This is a genomic window from Pandoraea pnomenusa, from assembly GCF_040391475.1.
In the GTDB taxonomy this organism is placed as follows: Bacteria; Pseudomonadota; Gammaproteobacteria; order Burkholderiales; family Burkholderiaceae; genus Pandoraea; species Pandoraea pnomenusa_C.
Window position 1 is genome coordinate 242,753 of the sequence record NZ_JBEBXS010000003.1, and the last position, 22,123, is coordinate 264,875.

Consider the following 22,123-nt stretch of genomic DNA (forward strand, 5'->3'; position numbering starts at 1 on the left):
ATGCGCGTCCATTTTCATTTGAATGTGGTAAAAATGGCGCTTGCACCGCGTAACTGACCAATCGAACGCATGCGAATTTCCAGTCAATATGCATGGCGTGCGCTGGTGGCCTCCTGGCTCACTGCGGCTTGCACGATTGCCCATGCGCAGACACCGCTGACCGTCGACATTACGGGCGTCGGTAGCAACCGCTACCCGATCGCCGTGTCGAATTTCAAGGGCACCGCGCCGACGGACATCGTGTCCGTCATCAAGGCCGACCTGAGCAACAGCGGACGTTTCAATCAGATCGACACGGGCGGTGCCACCGTCGGCGTGGACGATTCGGTCGATCTCGGCACGTGGCGCGCCAAGGGTGCGAACGCGTTCGTCTCGGGCACCATCGTTCCGCAAGGCAACGGCAACTTCCAGGTCAGCTTCCGTCTTTACGATGCCGTGAACGGCCAACCGCTCGGCGGCCTGGCGCTCACGTCGTCGCAGGCCAATCTGCGCCTGACTGCACACAAGATTGCGGACTATATTTATCAGAAGCTGCTGGGCGATCGCGGCGTGTTCGCCACGCGACTGTCGTACGTACTGCATAACGGTCCGAACTACCAGTTGCAGATTTCGGATTCCGACGGTCAGGACGCACGCGTGGCGCTCAACAGCCGCGAGCCGATCATCTCGCCGGCGTGGTCGCCGGATGGCACGAAGGTCGCCTACGTGTCGTTCGAGAAGCGCAAGCCGGTCGTGTACATCCACGATCTGCCGTCGGGTCGCCGCGCCGTGCTGGCCAACGAGAAGGGCAACAACTCGGCACCGTCGTGGTCGCCGGACGGCAGCAAGCTGGCCGTGGCCCTCTCGCGCGACGGCAACACGCAGATCTATCAGGTCAACGCCAATGGCGGCGGCCTCAAGCGTCTGTCGCGCAGCGGCGCGATCGACACCGAACCGCAGTATTCGCCGGATGGCAAATGGATTTTCTTCACGAGCGATCGTGGGGGTGGTCCGCAGATCTACAAGATGCCGGCCGGCGGCGAAAGTGAAGGCGGCGCACAGCGCGTGACCTTCAAGGGGAGTTACAACGTCAGCCCGCGAATCAGTCCCGACGGCAAGTTGCTCGCGTTCATCGCGCGTCAGGGTGGCGGATTCCAGCTGTGCGTGCAGGATATGAGTACTGGCGATGTTACGGCACTGACCGACACCAGGCACGACGAATCACCGAGTTTTGCCGCGAACGGCAAATACATTCTTTACGCAACGCAGTCAGGAGGCCGAAAGGTCCTTGCAGCAGTTTCGGTAGACGGGCAAACCCGGCAGATTCTTCAGGTCCGTGGAGGGGAAGTTCGCGAACCCTCCTGGGGCCCCTTTATGCAATAACATCAACAGCAACACCAACATCAATTGGAGGCTCATATGAGTTCCCTGCTTCGTAATATCCTCGCCATCTCTTCGCTGGCCGCTCTGGCCGCTTGCTCGTCGGGCGTGAAGCTCGACGACCAGGCTAACGCCAACAAGGGTCAGACCACGACCGACGCTCGCGCCGTGACCCCGGTCGACGCTTCGGCAGCCGAGCTGAACAACCCGAACGGCCCGCTCGCCAAGCGCAGCGTGTTCTTCGGCTTCGACAAGTACGACGTGGACTCGCAATACACCCCGATGCTCCAGGCTCACGCGCAGTTCCTGGCCAAGTACTCGCAACGTCACGTGCTGGTTCAGGGCAACACCGACCCGCGCGGTACGAGCGAATACAACCTGGCCCTGGGTCAGCGTCGTGCTGAAGCCGTGGTGAAGGCAATGACGGCACTGGGCGCCAACCCGAGCCAGATGGAAGCCGTGTCGCTGGGCAAGGAAAAGGCTACGGGTACCGACGAAGCCACCTGGGCCCAAGACCGTCGCGTCGACCTGGTCTATTGATTGAATCGTTATGACGTCTCGTTTGCTTAAAAACATCATTTGCGCTGCGACGCTCGGTACTGCGGTGCTGAGCCCGCTCGCGCATGCCGGATTGTTCGACGACGACGAGGCGCGCAAAGCGATCCTCGACATCCGCAGCCGTCTGGATTCGGACAAGCAGCGGATCGAGGGGCTCACGCGCAACGTGCTGGATTTGAACAACCAGATCCAGCAGTTGCAGCGTGATCTGGCCGACCAGCGCGGCCAGAACGAAGATCTGAAAAATCAGCTTGCGAACCTGCAACAGAGTCAGAAGGATTTCTACAACGACCTCGACGGCCGTCTGAAGAAATTCGAACCGCAGCAGATGACCGTCGGCGGTGTTACCGGCACCGTCCAACCGGGCGAGAAGGATATTTTCGACGCCGCCCTGACGAAATTCCGCAACGGTGACTACAAGGGTGCGCAAACGGCATTCCGGACTTTTGCAGCAAAGTATCCCGACAGCCCGTATCAACCTGAAGCTCAGTTCTGGCTTGGCAATGCGCAGTACGCCAACAAGGATCTGAAGGGGTCCACTGCGACGCTGCAAGGGATTGTGACGAAGTATCCGACGAGCCCGAAGGCTGCCGAGGCCATGCTGGCAATTGCCAGCAACCAGGCGGAATCCGGGCAGACTGCGGCAGCGAAGAAAACGTTGCAGGATCTGGTGACCAAGTACCCGGACACCGAATCGGCAGCGGAGGCCAAGAAGCGTGCGGCCAAGCTGAAGTAAGACGCCCACTCGGGAGGCTGCGCGAACCAGCCTTTCGTGTCAGGACACTCGTCAAACGCACAACGCCGCCTCTTGGGCGGCGTTGTCGTTTTCCGCGATTGCAAGTGGCGGGGGGGAGTCGCGTAGAATACGGGCTTTCCTAGAACGGCCGGGCACGGCCGCAATCGTCTTCTCGCCACATGACCGACGTCGATCTCACCGCCCTCTCCCACACTGTCGTGTGGCTCACCTTTGGTCTGGCCTTCGTATTCGGTGCCGTGCTCCAACGCACGCACTTCTGCACGATGGGCGCGCTCTCCGACATCGTCAACATCGGCGACTGGAACCGCATGCGCATGTGGTGGCTCGCGATCGGTGTCGCGACCGTTGGCACGGGCGTGCTGGCATCGCAGGGCATCATCGATCCGGTCAAGGCGATCTACACCACGCCGCGCTTCACGTGGCTCTCGTATCTTGTTGGCGGATGGCTGTTCGGCTTCGGCATGGTGCTGGCGTCCGGGTGCGGCAGCAAGACGCTCGTGCGCATCGGCGGCGGCAATCTTAAGTCGCTGCTCGTCTTCGTGATGATCGGCCTGACGGCCTACATGACACTCAAGGGCTTGTTCGCGGTGTTTCGCGTGGCAGCGCTCGATAGCGTGCAAACGACGTTTGCGAACTCGCAGGATCTGCCCACACTGCTCGGCGGCTGGTTCGGTGGCGACGTGCATCGCGCACAACTCGTGCTCGGTCTCGTGATCGGTGGTGCGTTCGTGATCGCAGCGCTCGCACGTCGCGAGTTCTGGACCTTCGACAATCTGCTCGGCGGCATTGTCGTGGGCGCGATCATCGTGGCGCTCTGGTACGTGTCGGGCAAGATCGGCTATGTCGCCGAGAATCCGAACACGCTGGAGGAGAGTTTCGTGGCGACGAACTCCGGCAAGATGGAAGCGCTGTCGTTCGTCTCGCCGCTCGCCTACACGGTGTACTGGCTGATGATGTGGAGCGACACGAGCAACGTGATGACGCTGGGCATCTCCAGCGTGTTGGGGGTGATTGCGGGTTCGTTCGCCTATGCACTCGTGTCGCGCAATTTCCGCTGGGAAGGTTTTCAGGGCACGGAAGACACGGCGAACCACATGGTGGGTGGCGCGCTGATGGGTTTCGGCGGCGTGACGGCACTGGGCTGCACGGTCGGGCAAGGGCTGTCCGGCCTGTCGACGCTCGCCCTCGGATCGTTCCTCGCCATCGCGGCAATTCTGGTGGGCGGCATCTGCGCGTTCAAGTATCAGATGTGGCGAATTGAGCGCAGCGTTTGAACGAAATTCGCGCCTACACGCGGGAAAACGCCCCGAAACGGACACATTCGCGTCACACGGGTATTGACACTATAACGACGTTCCCGCTATAATCTTTTTCTTCTTTGGGTCGTTAGCTCAGCTGGTAGAGCAGCGGACTTTTAATCCGTTGGTCGCAGGTTCGAATCCCGCACGGCCTACCAAAAGAATTCAAGGGGTTGCGAGAAATCGCAACCCCTTTTCGTTTTCGCGTGCGGGAATTTTTCCGGCTTTTCCGCACCGTCCGTCACTCCGGCCACCCTGGATTGGTGGCGTACATTATCGAGACGAAAGCCAGACCGTCGGACGATCTGGTCTGGACACCATCGCTTTGCGAGCAGGGGCCGTACGATTGGATATTTGTCGGGCCGCAGTTTTCCTTCGTCAGGCAAGATGGGAAAATTCGACTGCAGTCTATTCAGATCAAGCGAATGTAGTCACCAACACGTGCAGCAACGCGCCGAAATGATCCGATTCCGCCATTCCGCGATCCCATTCATTCGATGAAGCCGACCGGCGCGTACACGTCATGGACGAAGAAGATGCTTGAACGCGAGTTCATTCGCTTTCTCATCGTCGGCGTGGCCAATACTGCGTTCTTTTACGCGACGTATGCGATGTGCCTCGCGTTCATCCAATACAAGCTCGCCTACACCGTCTCGTTCGCGCTCAGCGTGGTCTTCTCCTACTGGCTGAACTCGCATTTCGTCTTCCGGGTCAAGCTGTCGCTGAGCGGCCTGCTCAGGTTTCCGCTGGTGTATCTGGTCCAGTATCTGGGAGGTATCGCGTTGATGTACCTCCTCGTCGATTGGCTCCATCTGTCGGCCTATCTCGCGCCGATCATCGTCGTCGGCCTCACCATCCCTGTCACATTTCTGCTCTCCCGCACGCTCCTTCGCGGGAAGCGCTTCGGCTGAGTCTAAAGTTTTCGCTGCACTTGCCGAAGTCATGAACTATCCCTCGATGCGCAGACGCGCGCGTCACGTCGCATGGGGACGAGGGATCACACGATGATTTCAATCAGGCAGCGGAGAGATTTTGATGTTCGTTAAAACCGTTCTGGGTGCGCTGGCCAGCGTCGTACTGGTCAATGCCGCATGGGCAGAAGAAGCGGGAGACTGGCTCACGGTGGCCGAAACGCCGAAGACCGTCTGGCAGGGGAAGAAAGGAAGCGGCGCGTTGTCGAATGTCGACGGCAAAAAGAACAACGGCTACAAGTACCTCTATCAGATTCGTAACAAATCGCAGAACACCTACAAGTACGGACAGGCCGTCGTGCTGCTCGATGCCTGCCGAAAGGGCTTCGGCTACGTGTATTACAACGGGATGGAAGGTCAGTACACGGGCAAGGACCAGTTCGTGCGCTTCGGCCCCACTGTCGCCGACAGCCTGGGCACGATGGCCTGTACGAGTTGGGATAGCGACACGGGGAAAGTCTCGCGCACCGAGAACGGCGACGCCTGGGAGTTCGCAGCACAGGTCGAGAAGTCGGGGAACAAGATTTTCGTCAAACGCGACACGCTTCACACGCGCAGCTTCAAGGGTAAAGCGTCGGTCTCGATTCTGTCGCGCTTCGACAATCTGCGCGAAAAGACCTACGAGTACACCGAATACGTGATCGCGAAGGCCGATTGCGATCGTGGCTACGGCACGCTTTACGAACTCAATTTCGACGGCAACGTGTCCGACAAATGGGATGTCGCACTCAACGGCGACTCCGTGGCGTCGGCCGTGGGTGGCGTCGTGTGCAGCAAGCGGTAACGCCATCATCGGAGGGCGGCGTCATCGCGCCCTCCTCCTGCACGTTCAAACCGCAGGCGACATGCCCTTCACCACCGCCGCCGCGTGCCCTACCGCCTCACCCTGTCGGCGTCCGGCCATTTCACTGCTGCCCGGATCGTTCTCGGGAAGCCGGTGACGTTCGATGTCCTTTACGGCCTGAATGGCCGTCGCGTCGATACCGTCGGTGAGCGGCTTCGGGTCGACACCGATCGCGAGCACCATCAGCGCCATTGCACCCAGCAGTGCGAACTCGCGACGGCTCAGATCGCGCAATCCCGCCACCCGCGCATTCGCCACGCGCCCGAAGATCACGCGCTTGTACATCCACAACGTGTACGCCGCGCTCAACACCAGCGTGAGCGACGCCAGCGCGCCGATCCAGAAATTGGCCTTGATCGCGCCCATCAACACGAGAAACTCGCCCACGAATCCCGACGTGCCCGGCATGCCCACGTTCGCCATCGAGAACAGCATCGCAAACGCGGCAAAGCGCGGCATCGTAGCCGCAACGCCACCATACGCATCGATCGAAGCACTTCCCGTGCGGTCATACAGCATGCCCGTGCACAGCAGCATCGCGCCGGACACAATGCCGTAGGAAATCATCTGCATCACCGCGCCGTCCGTGCCCATTTCCGAGAACAGGAACAGACCGAGCGTGACCAGCCCCATGTGCGCGACCGCAGAGTAGGCAAGTAACTTGCGCAAATCGGTTTGCACCAGCGCCACGAGGCTCGCGTAAATCACGGCGATCAACGACAGCACCACCATCAGCGGTGCAAGGAAATGGCTCGCATCGGGTAGCAGCGGCAGATTGAAACGCAGCAGGCCGTAGCCGCCCAGCTTCAGCATGCCGAGCATCACGGCGGCGCCGGTGGGCCCATCCAGATGCACTTCCGGCAGCCACGTGTGCACCGGCCACATCGGCACCTTGACGGAAAAAGCGCCCAGGAAGCCGATGAACAACATGACCTGCACGGCGAGCGGCAAATGCAGCGTCTGCCAGCGGGCAATGTCGAAGCTCTGGGTCTGCATGTACAGATAGAGCATCGAGAGCAGCATCATCAGCGAGCCGGTCAGCGAAAAGAAGAAGAACTTGATGGCCGCATGCGTGCGATTGGCGCGTCCGTACACGCCGATCAGCAGATACAACGGCAGCAGCGTGGCCTCGAAAAAGACGAAGAACAACATGCCGTCCTGCGCGGTGAACACGCCCTGCATCAGCCCCGAGAGCACGAGGAAGCTACCGAAGTACGCGCTCATGCGCGTCGTCACCGCACGCCACGACGCCAACACCACGATCACCGTCGTGACACCGGTCAGCGCCACCAGCCAGAGCGAGATGCCGTCGATACCGACATGCCACGACGCATCGAACGACGTGATCCAGCGAAAGCGCTCGACAAACTGAAGACTCGTCACACTGGTACGAAAGCCATGCACCAACGGCACGATAGGCGCCGCAGAGACCACCGCTGCGATTAGCGAGGCCCAACGTACGGCATTGGGGTGACGATCCTGGCCCAGCAGCATGACGAGTGCGCCAGCCAAGATGGGAAGCCAGATGAGAAGCGACAGGATGGGGAACATAGGGGACCTGATGTGCTGCAACAAAAACCGGACGCTGTTGCACGCCATCCGCGCAGTGAGGGACGAACCAGCCCAGCACGCTTTACCAGTGGCAAAGCGCGCAACCCAAGACAAATCAATGCTTGCGGGAGGGGACGCCATGCGCGGCGGCGTCAACGAAGGTCGCAAGCATACGCGCCTCAAATGCATTTTGCATCGCAGCAAATTTTACAAATGGTTGCGCAAATGCCATCCGACCGGACGGTCGGTGAGTGCGTCGTCCTGCACGCGCCCGCGTGACAGTGCATTGCGTTGAGCCTCGAATTCAGTGCGACGGCATGCGGCCGTCGCACTCATCGAATTCGTCAACAACCCATTGCGGAAACTGGAGACAGTGCAGACGTCTCGACCCGCGAGCACACATCGCAATCACGTGCGTACTGGCAAGCCGAAAACGGGTCGGAAGCGTACGACGTCAGGCCTTCGGACGCCGCAGATCGAACATCGGGCCGATCTCGGCATAGTCGCCGAGATATCCGGCGCGCATCACCGGGTGTGCCTTCGCGGTATCGAAGGTGCCGTCTTCGCGCAGAAACTCGCGTCGGATGTGCACGCCGACGACCTGTCCGAGCGCGAGCCAGTTGTCCATCGGTTTGCCATCGAGCCCCTGCAACCGCACGATTTGGAGCAGCTTGCATTCGAGCGATGCCGGCGACTCCGCCACATGCGGCACGTCGACATTGACGCCGGGCGCCTTGGTCAAACCGGCAAGCTCGAACTCGTCGACCTCGCGTGGCACGGGCGCCGACGTCTTGTTCATCTGCGCGACAAGCGATTGGCTCGTGAAATTCCAGACGAACTCACGCGTCGCCTCGATGTTGGCGATGGAGTCCTTGAAGCCCTCGCTGCAAAAACCGATGATCGGCGGGAAAGTCGCGAAGGCGCCGAAGAAGCTGTACGGCGCGAGATTGACCCGGCCTTGCGCGTCGCGGCTCGAAATCCAGCCGATCACGCGCGGCGCGACAATCGCCTTGAAAGGATCGTGGGACAACCCGTGCCCTTTGGCCGGATCGTAGAAGTGAACGTCGTTTGACATGAGACCGCTGATCGAAATGAAAAGAGATGCCGTCGATGCTAACGCACTCTGCGCGCACGTGTCGCCGACCTAAGCCGACGCAACGCGAGCGAGGCGCGTGATCAATGTCCGATGCCCCGGCCACTGTGCCGCCAGCGCCGCCGGATCGGCCATCTCGAAGTCCTCGAAGGCAAACCCCGGTGCCACAGTGCAGCCGACCAGCGAGAAGGCGGTCGACGGCGCCGGTTCGGCTGCGAACCAGCGCCCGGCCGCCACGACGTGCTGCAACTGCTCGCCGCCAGCGACATCAAGCCCCACGCGGGTCGTCGTCAACACGCCTGTCGCGTCGATCTCATGCACCCACAGCGTGCCGCCGAGATGGAAATGCCAGATCTCATCGCTGCGAATACGGTGGAACGCGGAGAAGTCGCCCGCTTCAAGCAGATAGAGAATGGCCGTCGAGACGCTGCGCGGCCCGGCAAATCCGGCGGGCAACGCGGGCGGCTCGATCGTCTGTTGCGCGCGGTACGTCTCGCGGTAATGCCCACCTTCCGGATGCGGTTGCAGCGCCAAGGCGCTCACGAGATCGGCGGCAGACGGCATATCGGTCTCCTGGATGATTGACGGGATGAACGCCTCACACGATATCGCATTGCGGCAGATTGCTGCCCCGCGATTTCCATGGAATTCACCTGCCAAAACAAAGGTTCCGATCAGTGAAACGTTGGCGATGCCGGCGGGTATCGGCCCCTTCCCCGGGAAAGCCGCATAAGGCAACGCTTATGACGCCATAGCGAAGGGACCCAACGAGGATTGTCGATTTATGCGACGATTGCCGTGTTGCGTCGCGCAAGGCGGCGCGTTTTTCATTGTATGCGCCGCCACGGCGCCGTCAGACCATGCCTGCCACGCTCAAGATCGATTTTGTTTCCGATGTCGCCTGCCCCTGGTGCGCCATCGGCCTCGCCTCGCTGAAGACCGCGCTCGGCCGCCTCGGTAACGAGGTCGAAGCCGACCTGCATTTCAGCCCCTTCGAACTGAACCCCGACATGCCCGTCGATGGCGTGCCGCTGGCCGACTACATGTCGCGCAAGTACGGTCTGTCGCCGGAGCAACTGGCACAGAACCAGGCCAACATCAGCGCGCGCGCAGCGGCGGAAGGCTTCCCGATGCACATGGAGCTGCGCACGCACGCGTACAACACGTTCGATGCGCATCGCTTGCTGCACTGGGCGCAAACGGTCGGCAACGACAAGCAACTCGCCCTCAAGGAGGCGCTCTTTCGTGCCTACTTCCAGGACGGCAAGCGCACAAGCGATCCGGAAGTGCTGGTCGACGCCGTCGCCCAGGCGGGCCTCGAAACGGCGCGCGCACGCGAGATTCTCGCGTCCGACGAATACGCCGACCAGGTGCGCGCGCTGGAGCGCCATTACCAGAACCTCGGCATCCGCTCGGTCCCGGCAGTCATCTTCAACAACCGGCACCTCGTGAGCGGCGGCCAACCGCCGGAAGTCTTCGAACAGGCGATCCGCCAGATTCTGGCCGAGGGCTGATCCGTCATGTCGTCGCTCCCCCCCACCGCCGGCACGCCGGCGGTACGCCCTGCGGCACAAACGCAGTTGCACGAACCGCCCGCTGCCGGACGCGGTCTTGCCATGACGGCGATCCTGCTCGCCGTCTCGCTCGCCAGCCTCGATACCGCCATCGCCAACACGGCCCTGCCGCAAATGGCGATCGACCTGAACACCACGCCGTCGGCGTCCGTCTGGATCGTGAACGCCTATCAACTGGCGATGGTCGCCACGTTGCTGCCGTTCGCCGCGCTCGGTGAGCGCGTCGGCCACAAGCGTGTGTTCATGGGGGGCGTAGCGGTGTTTCTCGTCGCGTCGCTCTTGTGTGCACTTTCGCCCTCGCTCGGCTTTCTGGCGGCAGCGCGACTGCTGCAAGGCGTGGGCGCAGCGGCAGTGATGAGCGTGAACATCGCCCTCATCCGCTTCCTGTACCCGGCCCATCAACTCGGGCGTGGCGTCGGGCTCAACGCGCTCATCGTGGGGATCTCGTTCGCCATCGGGCCAACCGTCGCGTCTGTCGTGCTCGCGTTCGCCAGTTGGCCGTGGCTGTTCCTGATCAACGTGCCGACCGGATTGCTCGCACTGGCATTCTCGCGCAGGAACTTGCCGGACACGCCGCGCAGCGAGCACAAGCCGGACATGATTGCCGCACTGCTCAACGTGGCCACGTTCACGCTGCTGATCTTCGCACTGAGCCAGAGTGCGCAGCAGGCCGACTGGCATCTCACGCTTGCCTGCTTCGTCGGTGCACTGGTGTTCGGCTGGGCGCTGATTCGACGGGAGCGCGGCCACCAGGCGCCGATGCTGCCGGTCGATCTGATGCGTCTGCCCGCCTTCGCACTGTCGACCGTGACGGCCATTTGCGCCTTCGCAACGCAAGGACTGGGACTGGTCTCGCTGCCGTTCTACTTCGAGAACGTGCTGCATCGCAGTCCTATCGAAACCGGTTTCCTGATGACGCCGTGGCCGTTTTTCGTGGCGGCCATTGCGCCGGTTGCGGGACGCCTGTCCGACAAGTATCCGCCCGGCGCACTGGGCGCCATCGGTCTGGCAATGTTGAGCGCGGGCATGGCGTTGCTCGCGCTCATGCCCGAGCATGCGGCGCTCTGGGACATCGGCTGGCGCATGGCGCTCTGCGGGCTGGGCTTCGGTTTCTTCCAGTCGCCGAATCTGAAGGCGTTCATGCACAGCGCGCCGCCGGAGCGCAGCGGGGGGGCGAGCGGCATGGTCGGTACGTCGCGCCTGCTCGGTCAGGCGACGGGTGCCGCGCTCGTGGCACTGGCGCTGGGTCTGGCCGGCACCCACGGCTCGACATGGGCGCTGGCGTGGGGCGCCGCCTTCTCCGCAGCCGGATGCCTCGCGAGTGGTTTGCGACTGGTCAAGCGCGCCGCCTGAGTCTGCGCGAAACGTTCGATCCCCGAAGCCCCGCCTCGCGCGGGGCTTTGTCGTTTCCGGCCCATGCGTTCCGCGTGAGCGAAGGTTCGGAATTCTCCGCTTGAAAGAACGAAAGACATCGACTACTGTACAAAATCACAGTATTCGATAATCGCCAACCGAGGAGTGCGTAATTGGATCATTCTGCAAATGGACCGTTCGACGTCCAGCTCGAGCCGCAATCGTTATCGCCAGTGGCAGAAAACACCGGGCTTGGCCGTCTTTCCCTGAACAAGCGTTACCACGGTGATCTGGAAGCCGTGAGCCAGGGTGAGATGCTGTCGTTTCGCAGCACGACGCCGGGGTCGGCGGGCTATGTGGCAATGGAGACGGTGACCGGCGCGCTACATGGCCGCAGCGGTACGTTCGTGCTCCAGCACAGTTGCACCATGACGCGCGGCGCGCCTGCGCAGTCGATCACGGTCGTTCCGGATTCCGGCACCGGCGCGCTGGCCGGATTGACCGGCAGTCTGACGATCGTCATCGCCGACGGCCAGCATTCCTACGCGTTCGCCTACGGCCTTCCCGACGGGCAGTAGCGCGGTCATTCATCTCATTGACGGAGGCACATCATGAGCCATCGCGGCACCGATCGCCAGATCGACAACATCGAATTCAATGTCAGCGACATTGCGCGCAGCAAGGCGTTTTACGGTAGCGTGTTCGGCTGGACGTTCACCGACTACGGCCCCACCTACACCGAGTTCAGTGACGGACGGCTCACCGGCGGGCTGACCACGGGCGGCACCATTCGGCCCGGTGGGCCGCTGGTGATTCTCTACGCCGACGATCTGGCGCAGACACAACGTCGTGTCGAAGCGGCGGGCGCCCCGATTACCGTGCCGGCATTCGACTTTCCGGGCGGACGACGCTTCCACTTCACCGACCCGGACGGGTATGAGCTCGCGGTGTGGTCTGCGGGGAAATAGCTGCCAGACGGGAACGATACGAGAGCGGTATCCCCCTGAATGCACAACGCTTCGTTTGGAGCCCTCCTTGCGCATTGCGCATTGCGTATACGCCTTAAGTCCAATGCACGCCCACGACCCGATGGATACCATGCCTTCGGAACGTCTTGTTTGGGTCGTGCGCCAGAATGGAGTCCTGTAGGCATCCCCTCCTCCTGAAACCTTCACCGGTACAGCGCTCGCCCAATACCCGGGGGCTGTACCGTTATTGACGCGGATCGTTCGTCAATTCAGTGCGAAGTCGGCGATAGCTCGCCGCTTCTCACGACTCGCAAGGAGGCTGGTATGAAAAAGGAAGATCGGAAGTCGAGCGAATCTGTGCCGCGGCCGGAGGCCGAAGCCCCGGTCACCGAGCTGAACGCACAGGAAATCGACCAGGTCAGCGGGGGAGCTGGCGGCAGGAAAACAACGACCGTATTGGCGGGTAACACCTCGCAAGACTCGCCGGTGACGGCAAATAAAAAATCCTTCTTCTAAGTGCAAGCTGGCGGCCGATTTCGGCCGCCTTGCGCTGGACGATGGACATGGCGAACACACGGCGAATGAGTGAGGGCGCACCGCCAATCTGCAACGGCCCGCCTATCGCAGACAAGCGTGTGTAACAACGTCTGATCCCTATGGCCACAGCCCCCGGATCGCACCGCTCCCTATCACTCGACCGTCACCGATTTGGCAAGATTTCTCGGCTTGTCGACATCGGTGCCGCGCGCGACGGCGGCGTGATACGCGAGCAGTTGCATCGGGATCGTGTGCAGAATCGGCGACAGCAGCCCGTAGTGCTCGGTCAGACGAATCACGTCGATATCGGGCCCGGGCGACAGGCCGCAATCGCTGTCCGCGAAGACGTAGAGCCTGCCGTTACGCGCGCTCACCTCATGCATGTTCGACTTGAGCTTTTCCAGCAGACGGTCATTGGGCGCCACCGCCACCACGGGCATTTCGTCACTCACCAGCGCCAGCGGGCCATGCTTCAACTCGCCCGCCGGGTACGCCTCGGCGTGGATGTACGAGATTTCCTTCATCTTCAGCGCCCCCTCCATCGCCACCGGGTAGTGCAGGCCCCGACCCAAGAACAGAATGTCCTGACGTCGTGTCAATTGCTCCGCCCAGCCGATGATCTGCGGCTCGAGTGCCAGCACGCGGGCAATCGCGTCCGGCAGGTGCCGCAGCGCGCGCAGATGCTGCTGTTCGTCCTCGTCCGACAGGCGCTTGCGGGTCTGCGCGAGCGTAAGCGCCAGCAGGAATAGCGAGACGAGCTGCGTCGTAAACGCCTTGGTCGATGCCACACCGATCTCGACGCCCGCACGCGTGAAGAACGTCAACGCACATTCACGCGCCAGCGCGCTCGTGGCCACATTGCAGATGGCCAGCGTGTGATGCATGCCCCGCGCCTTCGCCGCGTGAATGGCGCCAAGCACATCGGCCGTCTCACCGCTTTGCGAGACCGCGACGACCAGCGCGTTCGGATTCGCCACGCTATCGCGATAGCGATACTCGCTGGCAATCTCCACGCTCACCGGCAATTGCGCGAGGCTCTCGATCCAGTACTTCGCCGTAAGCGCCGCGTGATAGCTGCCGCCACACGCCAGCAACAGCACCGAATCCACAGCGTTGAACACGCGCCAGGCAGTGTCGCCGAACAATTCCGGCATGATCGACGTTACGTCCTGCAACGTATCGGCGACCGCGCGCGGTTGCTCGAAGATTTCCTTCTGCATGTAGTACCGATAAGGGCCGAGATCCGCCGCGCCACTATGCGCCGCCACTCGATTGACCGGGCGCTCCACGCGCTGCCCCTGCGCATCTTCGACCCAATAGCGATGCAGTTGAATGTCTGCCACGTCGCCATTTTCCAGATACACGATCCGATCGGTAACGCTGGCCAGCGCGATCGCATCCGACGCAATGAAGTTCTCGCCCTCGCCCACCCCGAGAATGAGCGGCATGCCGTCACGTGCACCTACCAGACGGTGCGGTTCATCGCGGCAGATCACCGCGATGGCATAGCTGCCCGCCAGTTGCGCCGCAGCGGCCTTCACCGCCGCAAACAGATCGCCATCGTACAGATGGTCGATCAGATGCGCGATGACTTCGCTATCGGTCTGGCTCGCGAAGCGATAGCCGTGCGTCTGAAGCGTGGCACGCAACGCCTCGTGATTCTCGATGATGCCGTTGTGCGAGAGCGCGATGCGCGGCGTCTCGGCGCCTGGCGAAAAATGCGGATGCGCATTGTCCGTGACCGGCTTGCCGTGCGTGGCCCAGCGCGTGTGCGCTATGCCTGTGTAGCCCGAGAGTTGCATGCGCGCGACTTCGTCCTGCAAATTCGCGACGCGCGCCACACTCCGCGCACGCACCAACGCGCCGTCGGCGTACAGCGCCACGCCGCACGAGTCGTACCCGCGATACTCCAGCCGCTTCAGACCGTCGACCAGCGTAGGGACGATGTCCCGTTGCGCCACCGCACCGATGATTCCACACATAACGCTTCTCCGAGAGGATTCGTTGCCCGTCAGTGAAGCGATGGTAGAGTTGACGAACTGAAATTAATCGTCAAAATCAACATTTTTATGAAATTTAAATTCACACAATCAACATAGTGAAATTTAATTTCAAACGTATCCCCTTTCAAAAGCCAACATGACGACCGTGACCCTCGACGATCTGGATCTGCGCATCCTGAGCACGCTGCAAGCCGACGCATCGATCTCGAACCTGGAACTGTCGCGCCGCGTGCACGCGTCTGCGCCTACCTGTCTTCGACGCGTACGTGCCCTCAGGGATGCAGGCGTGATCGCCCGACAGATTGCGATTCTCGAGCCGTCCAAACTCGGCCCGACGCTCACGGCAGTCGTGGAAGTGAGTCTGGACCGGCAAACCGCAGAAGACTTCGACGCCTTCGAGTCCTACATCTGCGCCGAGTCCGCCGTCACGCAGTGCTATCGCGTATCGCCGGGCCCGGACTTCGTGGTGATCGCACAGGTACGCGACATGGCCGAATACGACGGACTCGCACGACGGCTCTTCAAAGGCGCATCGAACATTCGAAATGTCCGCACCTTCTTCTCGACTCGCATGGCGAAGTTCGAAGCCAACGCACGAGTTCAAATGAATCGACCGCACTGACGGCATGGGCCGCAAAGCGAAAGCCTGCGATTCCTGCTTGTATTTCGCCAATGCAGATCGCCACACAGCAAGGCAATTCATCGATATCGGATTGCGACAAAGTTCATTTGAACATTTCACCAAGTCATTCGAACGTCACACTCGGCTGTCAAAGTGACGCCCATTCCAGACAGAATGCGCGATACAAGACTGCCCGATGGATCTCTCAGAACGCCAAACCCGCATCGTCTCGTTGTTTCGTCAGCATGGCGAAATGAGCGTCGACGCCCTCGCCGAGCATTTCGGCGTGGCCACGCAGACCATCCGGCGCGACGTGAATGCGTTGTGCGATGCGAACGTGCTGCGCCGTTACCACGGCGGCGCACGTCTGCTCACGCCCGGCCCGAATCAGCCCTACGAGGTGCGGCGCGTACGCAATCTCGAAGGCAAGCTTCGCATCGGACAGGCCGCCGCCGAACGGATCCCGGACGGTGCAACCGTGCTGCTGGGCATCGGCACCACACCGGAACAGGTGGCCGTGGCCCTCGTGCATCGCAAGCGCTTGTGCGTCATCACGAACAACCTGCGCGCCGCGTTGGTCCTTGCCAGCAATCCCGAACATCGCGTGATCGTCCCGGGCGGTGAGTTGCGCTCGCCCAACCCCGAAATTCTTGGTGACGAAGCGGATCGGCTCTTCCGTGCGTATCGCGCCGACATTGGCGTGTACAGCGTGGGCGGCATCGACGACGACGGCACCCTGCTCGACTACGACCGACATGAGGCGGCCTCTCGCGAAGCCCTGCGCGACGCCAGCCGCTACCGCATTCTGGTGGCCGACGCGTACAAGTTCACACGCAAGCCGAGCGTGCGCGGCGGACAACTCGACGACCAGCACCTCGTCGTCACCGACGGCCCGCTACCCGACGCGTTGAGCGACTACCTGCGTGCGCTGCCGTCTGCGGCCGATCGCCCCGAATTCGTTACCGTCTGACACACCCCACGATCCCCTTGTCCGCCCCGAGATCCGCCACCATGTTCGCCGCTTCGTTTCGTGCCGCCGCCCCAACCCCCACCTGGGCCCGATTCACCGCCGCTAGCCTCACCGCGCTCGCCTGCGCCGTGGGCGGACTGACTTCGCCTGTGGCGAGTGCCGCCCCGCTCATCGTCGCGCATCGCGGCGGCACCGGCGACACGCCCGAGAACACCGTGCAGGCGTTCACCAACGCGTTGCATAACGGCGCGCAGGCACTGTGGATGACGGTGCAAGTCACACGCGACGGTGTCCCGGTGATGTACCGTCCCGCCGACCTCTCGGCCCTCACGGACGGCCACGGCAAGCTCGCCGATCTCGACTACGCCGACGTGCGCAAGCTCAATGCGGGCTACGCGTTCTCGCGCAAGACTGCTGACTCGCAGACCGTCTATCCCTACCGTGACCATCCGCTGCCGATCCCGACGCTGCGTGAAGCGTTGGCTGCCGTGCCTGCCGATGTGCCGGTGTTGCTCGATATGAAGCAGACACCCGCAGCGCCGCTCGTCGAAGCCGTCATTCAGGTGCTCGACGACACGCAAGCCTGGTCGCGCGTACGCCTGTACTCCACCGAGGCCGACGCCACCGACCGGATGCGCGAACGACGCCCGCAAGCGCAACTTTTCGAATCGCGCGACGCGACGCGCAACCGACTCGTGACCGCTGCGCTGGCGGGGCAATGCGCCACGCCTCCCGCACCCGGCACCTGGGTCGGCATCGAGCTTCACCGGCAAGTGGAGGTTGTCGAGCGCTTCACGCTCGGCCAGGGGGTGTCGAAAGTCGTTGCCAACTGGTGGACGCCTGCCGCCGTCCAGTGCTTCAAGTCGCGTGGCGATGTGCATCTGGTCGCCTTCGGCGTGGAAACGCCGCAGGATTTCGAAGCCGCGTCGCAGCTCGGCTTCGACGCCGTGATGACAGACTCTCCCGCCCGCCTGCGCGCTGCGCTGGTCGATCAGGGACAGATCCCCAAAAAATAAGCGCTCTCGGCAACCGCGCTCGGTTCACGCCGCGCGCGGGCCACACCGCCGTTGACGAATCGAGGTCTCGCATCTCGAATCAAATGTCATATTTAGGATTCCAAATTTACAAAGCAATGCGCTAACACGGCACAAGCCCCCGCCAAGCGCATTGCGCAACGTTGCTCCACGCACAGGAAAATCACCATGAAGTTCCCTTCTCGCTCCGTCCTCACGCGCGCTGCCGCCCTCGTCACCGGGTGCTCCGCTGTCGCGTTCGCTCACGCGCAATCCAACATTACGCTCTACGGGATCGTCGACGGTGGCGTCGGCTACGCCAGCAATGTCGCCTCGGTCACGCGGGCCGGCGCGGCAGGCCGCCCCGCCGTGCTCAACGGCGCGTCGAGCTACGCTTTCCAGAATGGCACATGGCAAGGCAGCCGCTGGGGCATTCAGGGTACGGAGGATCTGGGCAGCGGCCTGAAGGCCCTGTTCCGGCTCGAGAACGGCTTCAGCATCGCCAACGGCATGGCGAGTCAGGGCGGCGCCCTGTTCGGCCGTCATGCCTATGTCGGCCTTCAGGACAAGACCTATGGCACCTTCACGCTCGGGCGTCAGTACGATCCGCTGATCGATCTCGTCGGCTCGGTCGGTGGCACCGCCCTGCTCTCCGGTGTGGCAGCACACCCCGGCGACGTGGACAACCTCGATCACAGCTCGCGCGTGAACAACGGCGTGAAATATCGTTCGCCGTCATGGGGTGGGTTCACATTCGGGGCCATGTACGGCTTCGGCAATCAGCCGGGCTCGATGAGCCGTCAGAGTACCTGGGGCCTGGGCGGGCAATATGCAAACGGCCCGCTCGTCTGGGGCGTCGGGTTCTCGCACGCCAACAACGACAAGACCGGCGCCACCGATACGACCATCGGCAGTTGGGCCGGGTCGTCGGACTCGGCTTTCGGGTCGTCGATCAACGCCGGTTACGCCAGCGCCCGGGCACGCGATGTGATCGCCACGGCCATGACCTATCAGATCGGCAACACCACGCTGGGCGCGAACTACAGCCACACGGAATACGCCCCGGGCACCTTTTCGCGCTTCACGCAAACGGCGAAGTTCGATACGGTCGGCGTGCTGGCCATGTATCGCTTCACGAATGCGTTCCGCCTCGGCGGTGGCTACAGCTTCACCAACGTGAATGCCCCGGCGGCGAATGTGTCGGGCGCGAAATACCACCAGTTCAACCTCGCGGCCTTCTACAACCTGTCCAAGCGCACCGAACTTTACGCGCTGGCCGGCTACCAGAAGGCCTCGGGCAGCACGCTCGACGCCTACGGCAATGTGATCGATGCCACCGCATCGGTCGGCGACGCGGCCAATGGCATGTCGTCGGCGACCAATTCGCAGACGGTCGTGCGGCTGGGCGTCAGCCACGTCTTCTAAGCAGGGGAAGTCGTCGGGCCGCAGCGCGTGATGAACCAAAAGCACGTCTGCGGCTCGCGCAGCCGAAAAAGATGGCGGCTATGCCACCTAGGCTGCCTGAGCCGGCAACGCCGGCACCAGCGTCACGCGTGGCGGGGGCAACATGGTGACAGCGTGCATCTGCGCCCGCAGCCAGTCTCGCGGACTGTTGCCAGTCTTGCGACGAAACGCGCGGGCGAGCGCCGAGGCGCTGTCGTAGCCAACCTCTTCCGCCACACGCGCAATCGGCTGCCCGTCGCGCAAACGCTTCTGTGCCAGTCCGATGCGCCAATCCAGCAGATAGTCGGCGGGAGACTGTCCAACGACCTCACGGAACTGCGCAGCGAAATTGGCGCGCGACATGTTGGCGGTCCCGGCCAGCGACTCCACCGTCCACGCCTCGCCGGGCTGGTTGTGGATCACATGCAATGCGCGCGCCAGACGCGGGTCGGCCAGTCCGGCCAGCATGCCGCGACTCACCATGCGCGCTTCCAGCACGTGGCGCAGCAACTGAATGACCAGCAACTCGAACAGACGATCCATCACCGCGAGTCGTCCGCACTGTGCGCCGAACGCCTCGGCGAAGAGCCAGTTCAACGTGAGATCGAGGGTGGATACCGACTGCGTCGGCAGCACCAGGTATTCCGGCAGCGCGGCAACCAGCGGATTGTTGTGACCGCCGTCGAATGACAGCGAGCCGCACACCAGCTCCGTGCGATCGCGCTCGTCCGAGAGCAACTGGTGGTGATTGCGGCGTGGAAAGAAAATCAACGACGGTTCGACGATTTCGCGACGCGTGCCATCTTCGAGCACCAGCGAAACTTCCCCGGAACGCAGCAAATGCAGGTGACCGCCGTCGTGGGCGTCGACACCGTAACTGGCAATGCCGCACAGGCCGCCGCTGTGAAATACACCGGCGCGAACGCCGAAATTCGAAATCAGGGTGGAGAGTCGATCCATGACGCACTCATGACGAATAACCCGGTGCGCTGATTATGGAGGAATTGGCCAAGCCTTGCTTGGAAGCCCTCCACCCTGCTGACATCACATGCAGCGACGCTTCAGGCGCGGCCATCACCCAGCAACGACGGCGTGCCGATTTCCGAGCGCACCTCGGCGCGCGAGCGGCCAACCGACGAGCGCTGTTGCAGCAGCGACGGATAAGTTTGCAGCGATTGGTCGAGTTGGCCTGACGCAAGCGCCTGACGCAATTCCTCGCGCACTTGCGCGCGCGTCACACCTTGGGAAGCCACCGGCTGGGAAGCGTCGGCCGTCTGCGTTTCGGCGAAGGCGGAAGTGGCGGCCAAAGTGGCAGTGGCAATCAGGGCAGCGGCGAAAATACGAGCGTTCATGATGAAACTCCTTTCGTTCGGCAGATTTGCCGTATGTCGGTTGCCGACATGCTTCGGTCGTTCGTTGGAAGCTATCGGGTACGACTCAAGATTACGAAAGGACGGCCCAAAATTCGCAGCAGCCCGTCTGCAAGATGCGACCAATCGTCCGAAGATGACGATAGGCGTTGGCAGATGCTATGGCGACGATAGGAATCATCGATGGGCAGGACAAAGCGCAGGCGCCGACGTCGCAGCGGTGGCGATCAGGCTTCGGTGACGCGGCGCTTGACCTTGATGTCTTCGACGGGAATCGCCGCTGCGACGGCATCGCCCAACAGGCGACGGATGACGCCCGGCTTGCCGAGCAGATCGGCCAGTGTGTAGCGATCGAGGACTTCGAAGTAAGCGCGCAGCGCCTCGCCGAGCACACCGCGCAGATTGCACGCCGACGTGATGACGCAACCGTTGTCGCCCTGATGGAAGCACTCGACCAGGGCGAAATCCGGTTCCATCGCGCGCACGACCTCTCCCAGACCGATACGCTCGGGCGGGCGACCCAACCGAATGCCGCCGGAACGACCGCGCACGGTATGCAGAAAGCCCAGTTGCCCGAGCTTCTGCACAATCTTCACGAGGTGATTCTTCGGGATATCGAACGCTTCGGCAACCGACTGCACATGCACAAGCTCGTCGGGATACACCGCGACGTAGAGCAAGGTGCGCAGACTGTAATCGGTATGGTCGGTGAGTCGCATTCGACGAAGACGGGAGCGTGCTGACAGGGCCGGCATCGCGCCCCGGATGGTATTGCAGCGCAGTTTAACATGGCTCTGCGATGCATCTTATCCCCGCCCGGCCGTCGCCGCCAGACGCGTCGACGCGCCCTGTGACGCCGCCCGTGCGGCCCAGCGCTGCCGCCACACCAGCCACTCGCCTACGATGCCGCGACGGAACAGCAGCACGCAGAGCACGAAGATGACGCCGGTGACCACACTCACCATGGTGCCCAGTCCCGTGAATGCTTGCCAGCCGGTCGCCTGGGCCAGCCAGTTACCGATGTCGCCGAGCTTGGTCTCCAACGACACGATCAGCAACGCCCCGACCACAGGCCCGAAGCGAGTGCCCATCCCGCCGACTAGCGTCATCAGAATGACCGACCCCGAGAGCGACCAGTGCACGTCGGACAGCGTGGCGAAGCCCAGCACGAGCGTCTTGAGCGATCCGGCCAGCCCGGCAATCGCCGCCGAGAGCACGAACGCCAGCAGCTTGAACCGTTCGGCCTCGTAGCCCAGCGAGATCGCCCGCGGCTCGTTCTCCTTGATCGCCGCCAGCACCCGGCCGAAGGGCGACGCGATCACTCGCGACATCAGGGCGAACGTTGCTGCCACTACCGCCAGCACCACGTAGTACAGCGTCAGGTCGTGGTCGAGCGACAGACCGAAGAGCGTCTGACGGGGCACCCCCTGCAGACCGTCCTCCCCGCCGGTGAATGGCGCTTGCAGACAGAAGAAGTAGAACATCTGCGCAAACGCGAGCGTGATCATGGCGAAGTAGATCCCCTGACGCCGAATCGCGAACAGCCCGAAGATCAAGCCGAACGCGGCCCCCGTCGCCACCCCCGTCAGCACGCCCGCGAGGGGCGACCACGCCAGATCGCGCATCACATAGCCCGCGAAGTACGCCGCGCCGCCGAAGAAGGCCGCGTGACCGAACGACAACAGCCCAGTATAGCCGAGCACCAGGTTGAGCGAGCATGCAAACAGCGCGAAGCACAGGACCTTCATGGCGAACACGGGATACACCCCGAGCGCCGGCAGCGCGAGCAACAACACGAGCAGCACAAGATCGAAACGGTATTGACGCATCATCGACGAC

The 22,123-nt window shown here is 62.4% G+C and carries 23 protein-coding genes and 1 tRNA gene; 16 read left to right on the plus strand and 8 right to left on the minus strand.

Annotated features, from left to right (window positions below; translation table 11 throughout):
* The first annotated feature begins 69 nt into the window (after window positions 1-69).
* The 7 genes from tolB (at window position 70) to ABWO90_RS05320 (ending at window position 5,727) form a co-directional block, all read left to right on the plus strand.
* Window positions 70-1,362 (plus strand): Tol-Pal system beta propeller repeat protein TolB, encoded by a 1,293-nt coding sequence (gene tolB / locus ABWO90_RS05290; protein WP_353190148.1) that lies wholly within the window; start codon window positions 70-72, stop codon window positions 1,360-1,362.
* Between the two features lie 36 nt (window positions 1,363-1,398).
* Window positions 1,399-1,899 (plus strand): OmpA family protein, encoded by a 501-nt coding sequence (locus ABWO90_RS05295; RefSeq protein WP_353190149.1) that lies wholly within the window; start codon window positions 1,399-1,401, stop codon window positions 1,897-1,899.
* A gap of 10 nt (window positions 1,900-1,909) precedes the next feature.
* Complete coding sequence (ybgF, locus tag ABWO90_RS05300; protein ID WP_353190150.1) at window positions 1,910-2,653, plus strand: tol-pal system protein YbgF; 744 nt, start codon at window positions 1,910-1,912, stop codon at window positions 2,651-2,653.
* Window positions 2,654-2,832: 179 nt separating this feature from the next.
* Complete coding sequence (locus ABWO90_RS05305) at window positions 2,833-3,948, plus strand: YeeE/YedE family protein (protein ID WP_353190151.1); 1,116 nt, start codon at window positions 2,833-2,835, stop codon at window positions 3,946-3,948.
* A gap of 106 nt (window positions 3,949-4,054) precedes the next feature.
* Window positions 4,055-4,130 (plus strand) — tRNA-Lys (locus ABWO90_RS05310).
* A gap of 339 nt (window positions 4,131-4,469) precedes the next feature.
* Window positions 4,470-4,883 carry a GtrA family protein gene (locus tag ABWO90_RS05315; protein WP_353190152.1) on the plus strand — a complete coding sequence of 138 codons (414 nt, stop codon included), beginning with the start codon at window positions 4,470-4,472 and terminating at the stop codon, window positions 4,881-4,883.
* Between the two features lie 124 nt (window positions 4,884-5,007).
* Window positions 5,008-5,727, plus strand: coding sequence for a hypothetical protein (locus ABWO90_RS05320; RefSeq protein ID WP_353190153.1), 720 nt, complete (start codon window positions 5,008-5,010; stop codon window positions 5,725-5,727).
* 45 nt (window positions 5,728-5,772) lie between these two features.
* Here the strand turns inward: ABWO90_RS05320 and ABWO90_RS05325 are convergent, their stop codons facing one another.
* The 3 genes from ABWO90_RS05325 to ABWO90_RS05335 all read right to left on the minus strand — a co-directional run bounded on the left by ABWO90_RS05325 (window position 5,773) and on the right by ABWO90_RS05335 (window position 8,995).
* Complete coding sequence (locus ABWO90_RS05325; protein ID WP_502922545.1) at window positions 5,773-7,338, minus strand: complex I subunit 4 family protein; 1,566 nt, start codon at window positions 7,336-7,338, stop codon at window positions 5,773-5,775.
* Between the two features lie 454 nt (window positions 7,339-7,792).
* A complete protein-coding gene (locus ABWO90_RS05330; RefSeq protein ID WP_353190155.1) occupies window positions 7,793-8,413 on the minus strand; it encodes a flavin reductase family protein in 621 nt (206 codons plus the stop codon).
* A gap of 69 nt (window positions 8,414-8,482) precedes the next feature.
* Window positions 8,483-8,995 (minus strand): cupin domain-containing protein, encoded by a 513-nt coding sequence (locus ABWO90_RS05335; protein ID WP_353190156.1) that lies wholly within the window; start codon window positions 8,993-8,995, stop codon window positions 8,483-8,485.
* Between the two features lie 296 nt (window positions 8,996-9,291).
* Here ABWO90_RS05335 and ABWO90_RS05340 point away from each other — a divergent pair, with 296 nt between their 5' ends.
* The 5 genes from ABWO90_RS05340 (at window position 9,292) to ABWO90_RS05360 (ending at window position 12,842) form a co-directional block, all read left to right on the plus strand.
* Window positions 9,292-9,945 (plus strand): DsbA family oxidoreductase, encoded by a 654-nt coding sequence (locus tag ABWO90_RS05340; RefSeq protein WP_353190157.1) that lies wholly within the window; start codon window positions 9,292-9,294, stop codon window positions 9,943-9,945.
* Window positions 9,946-9,951: 6 nt separating this feature from the next.
* A complete protein-coding gene (locus ABWO90_RS05345) occupies window positions 9,952-11,358 on the plus strand; it encodes an MFS transporter (RefSeq protein WP_353190158.1) in 1,407 nt (468 codons plus the stop codon).
* 173 nt (window positions 11,359-11,531) lie between these two features.
* Window positions 11,532-11,936, plus strand: a complete 405-nt coding sequence (locus tag ABWO90_RS05350; protein WP_353190159.1) for a DUF3224 domain-containing protein — start codon at window positions 11,532-11,534, stop codon at window positions 11,934-11,936.
* Between the two features lie 33 nt (window positions 11,937-11,969).
* Complete coding sequence (locus tag ABWO90_RS05355; protein WP_353190160.1) at window positions 11,970-12,326, plus strand: VOC family protein; 357 nt, start codon at window positions 11,970-11,972, stop codon at window positions 12,324-12,326.
* A 324-nt stretch (window positions 12,327-12,650) separates the two neighbouring features.
* Window positions 12,651-12,842 (plus strand): hypothetical protein, encoded by a 192-nt coding sequence (locus ABWO90_RS05360; RefSeq protein WP_353190161.1) that lies wholly within the window; start codon window positions 12,651-12,653, stop codon window positions 12,840-12,842.
* A 173-nt stretch (window positions 12,843-13,015) separates the two neighbouring features.
* Here the strand turns inward: ABWO90_RS05360 and glmS are convergent, their stop codons facing one another.
* Window positions 13,016-14,845 carry a glutamine--fructose-6-phosphate transaminase (isomerizing) gene (gene glmS, locus ABWO90_RS05365; RefSeq protein WP_353190162.1) on the minus strand — a complete coding sequence of 610 codons (1,830 nt, stop codon included), beginning with the start codon at window positions 14,843-14,845 and terminating at the stop codon, window positions 13,016-13,018.
* Between the two features lie 157 nt (window positions 14,846-15,002).
* Between glmS and ABWO90_RS05370 the strand changes: the two genes are divergently transcribed.
* The 4 genes from ABWO90_RS05370 (at window position 15,003) to ABWO90_RS05385 (ending at window position 18,896) form a co-directional block, all read left to right on the plus strand.
* Window positions 15,003-15,488: an Lrp/AsnC family transcriptional regulator gene (locus ABWO90_RS05370; RefSeq protein ID WP_353190163.1), complete on the plus strand. Its 486-nt coding sequence runs from the start codon at window positions 15,003-15,005 to the stop codon at window positions 15,486-15,488.
* 196 nt (window positions 15,489-15,684) lie between these two features.
* Window positions 15,685-16,458 carry a DeoR/GlpR family DNA-binding transcription regulator gene (locus ABWO90_RS05375; RefSeq protein WP_353190164.1) on the plus strand — a complete coding sequence of 258 codons (774 nt, stop codon included), beginning with the start codon at window positions 15,685-15,687 and terminating at the stop codon, window positions 16,456-16,458.
* 41 nt (window positions 16,459-16,499) lie between these two features.
* Window positions 16,500-17,474: a glycerophosphodiester phosphodiesterase family protein gene (locus ABWO90_RS05380; protein ID WP_353190165.1), complete on the plus strand. Its 975-nt coding sequence runs from the start codon at window positions 16,500-16,502 to the stop codon at window positions 17,472-17,474.
* A gap of 186 nt (window positions 17,475-17,660) precedes the next feature.
* Window positions 17,661-18,896 (plus strand): porin, encoded by a 1,236-nt coding sequence (locus tag ABWO90_RS05385; RefSeq protein WP_353190166.1) that lies wholly within the window; start codon window positions 17,661-17,663, stop codon window positions 18,894-18,896.
* Between the two features lie 87 nt (window positions 18,897-18,983).
* On the opposite strand, the gene ABWO90_RS05390 is transcribed toward ABWO90_RS05385, so the two are convergent.
* The 4 genes from ABWO90_RS05390 to ABWO90_RS05405 form a co-directional block, all read right to left on the minus strand.
* Window positions 18,984-19,874 carry an AraC family transcriptional regulator gene (locus ABWO90_RS05390; protein ID WP_353190167.1) on the minus strand — a complete coding sequence of 297 codons (891 nt, stop codon included), beginning with the start codon at window positions 19,872-19,874 and terminating at the stop codon, window positions 18,984-18,986.
* A 101-nt stretch (window positions 19,875-19,975) separates the two neighbouring features.
* Window positions 19,976-20,266: a DUF4148 domain-containing protein gene (locus ABWO90_RS05395; RefSeq protein ID WP_353190168.1), complete on the minus strand. Its 291-nt coding sequence runs from the start codon at window positions 20,264-20,266 to the stop codon at window positions 19,976-19,978.
* A 245-nt stretch (window positions 20,267-20,511) separates the two neighbouring features.
* Complete coding sequence (locus ABWO90_RS05400) at window positions 20,512-21,003, minus strand: Rrf2 family transcriptional regulator (RefSeq protein ID WP_353190169.1); 492 nt, start codon at window positions 21,001-21,003, stop codon at window positions 20,512-20,514.
* Window positions 21,004-21,090: 87 nt separating this feature from the next.
* Window positions 21,091-22,116 (minus strand): branched-chain amino acid ABC transporter permease, encoded by a 1,026-nt coding sequence (locus tag ABWO90_RS05405; protein WP_353190170.1) that lies wholly within the window; start codon window positions 22,114-22,116, stop codon window positions 21,091-21,093.
* Window positions 22,117-22,123 lie beyond the last annotated feature (7 nt).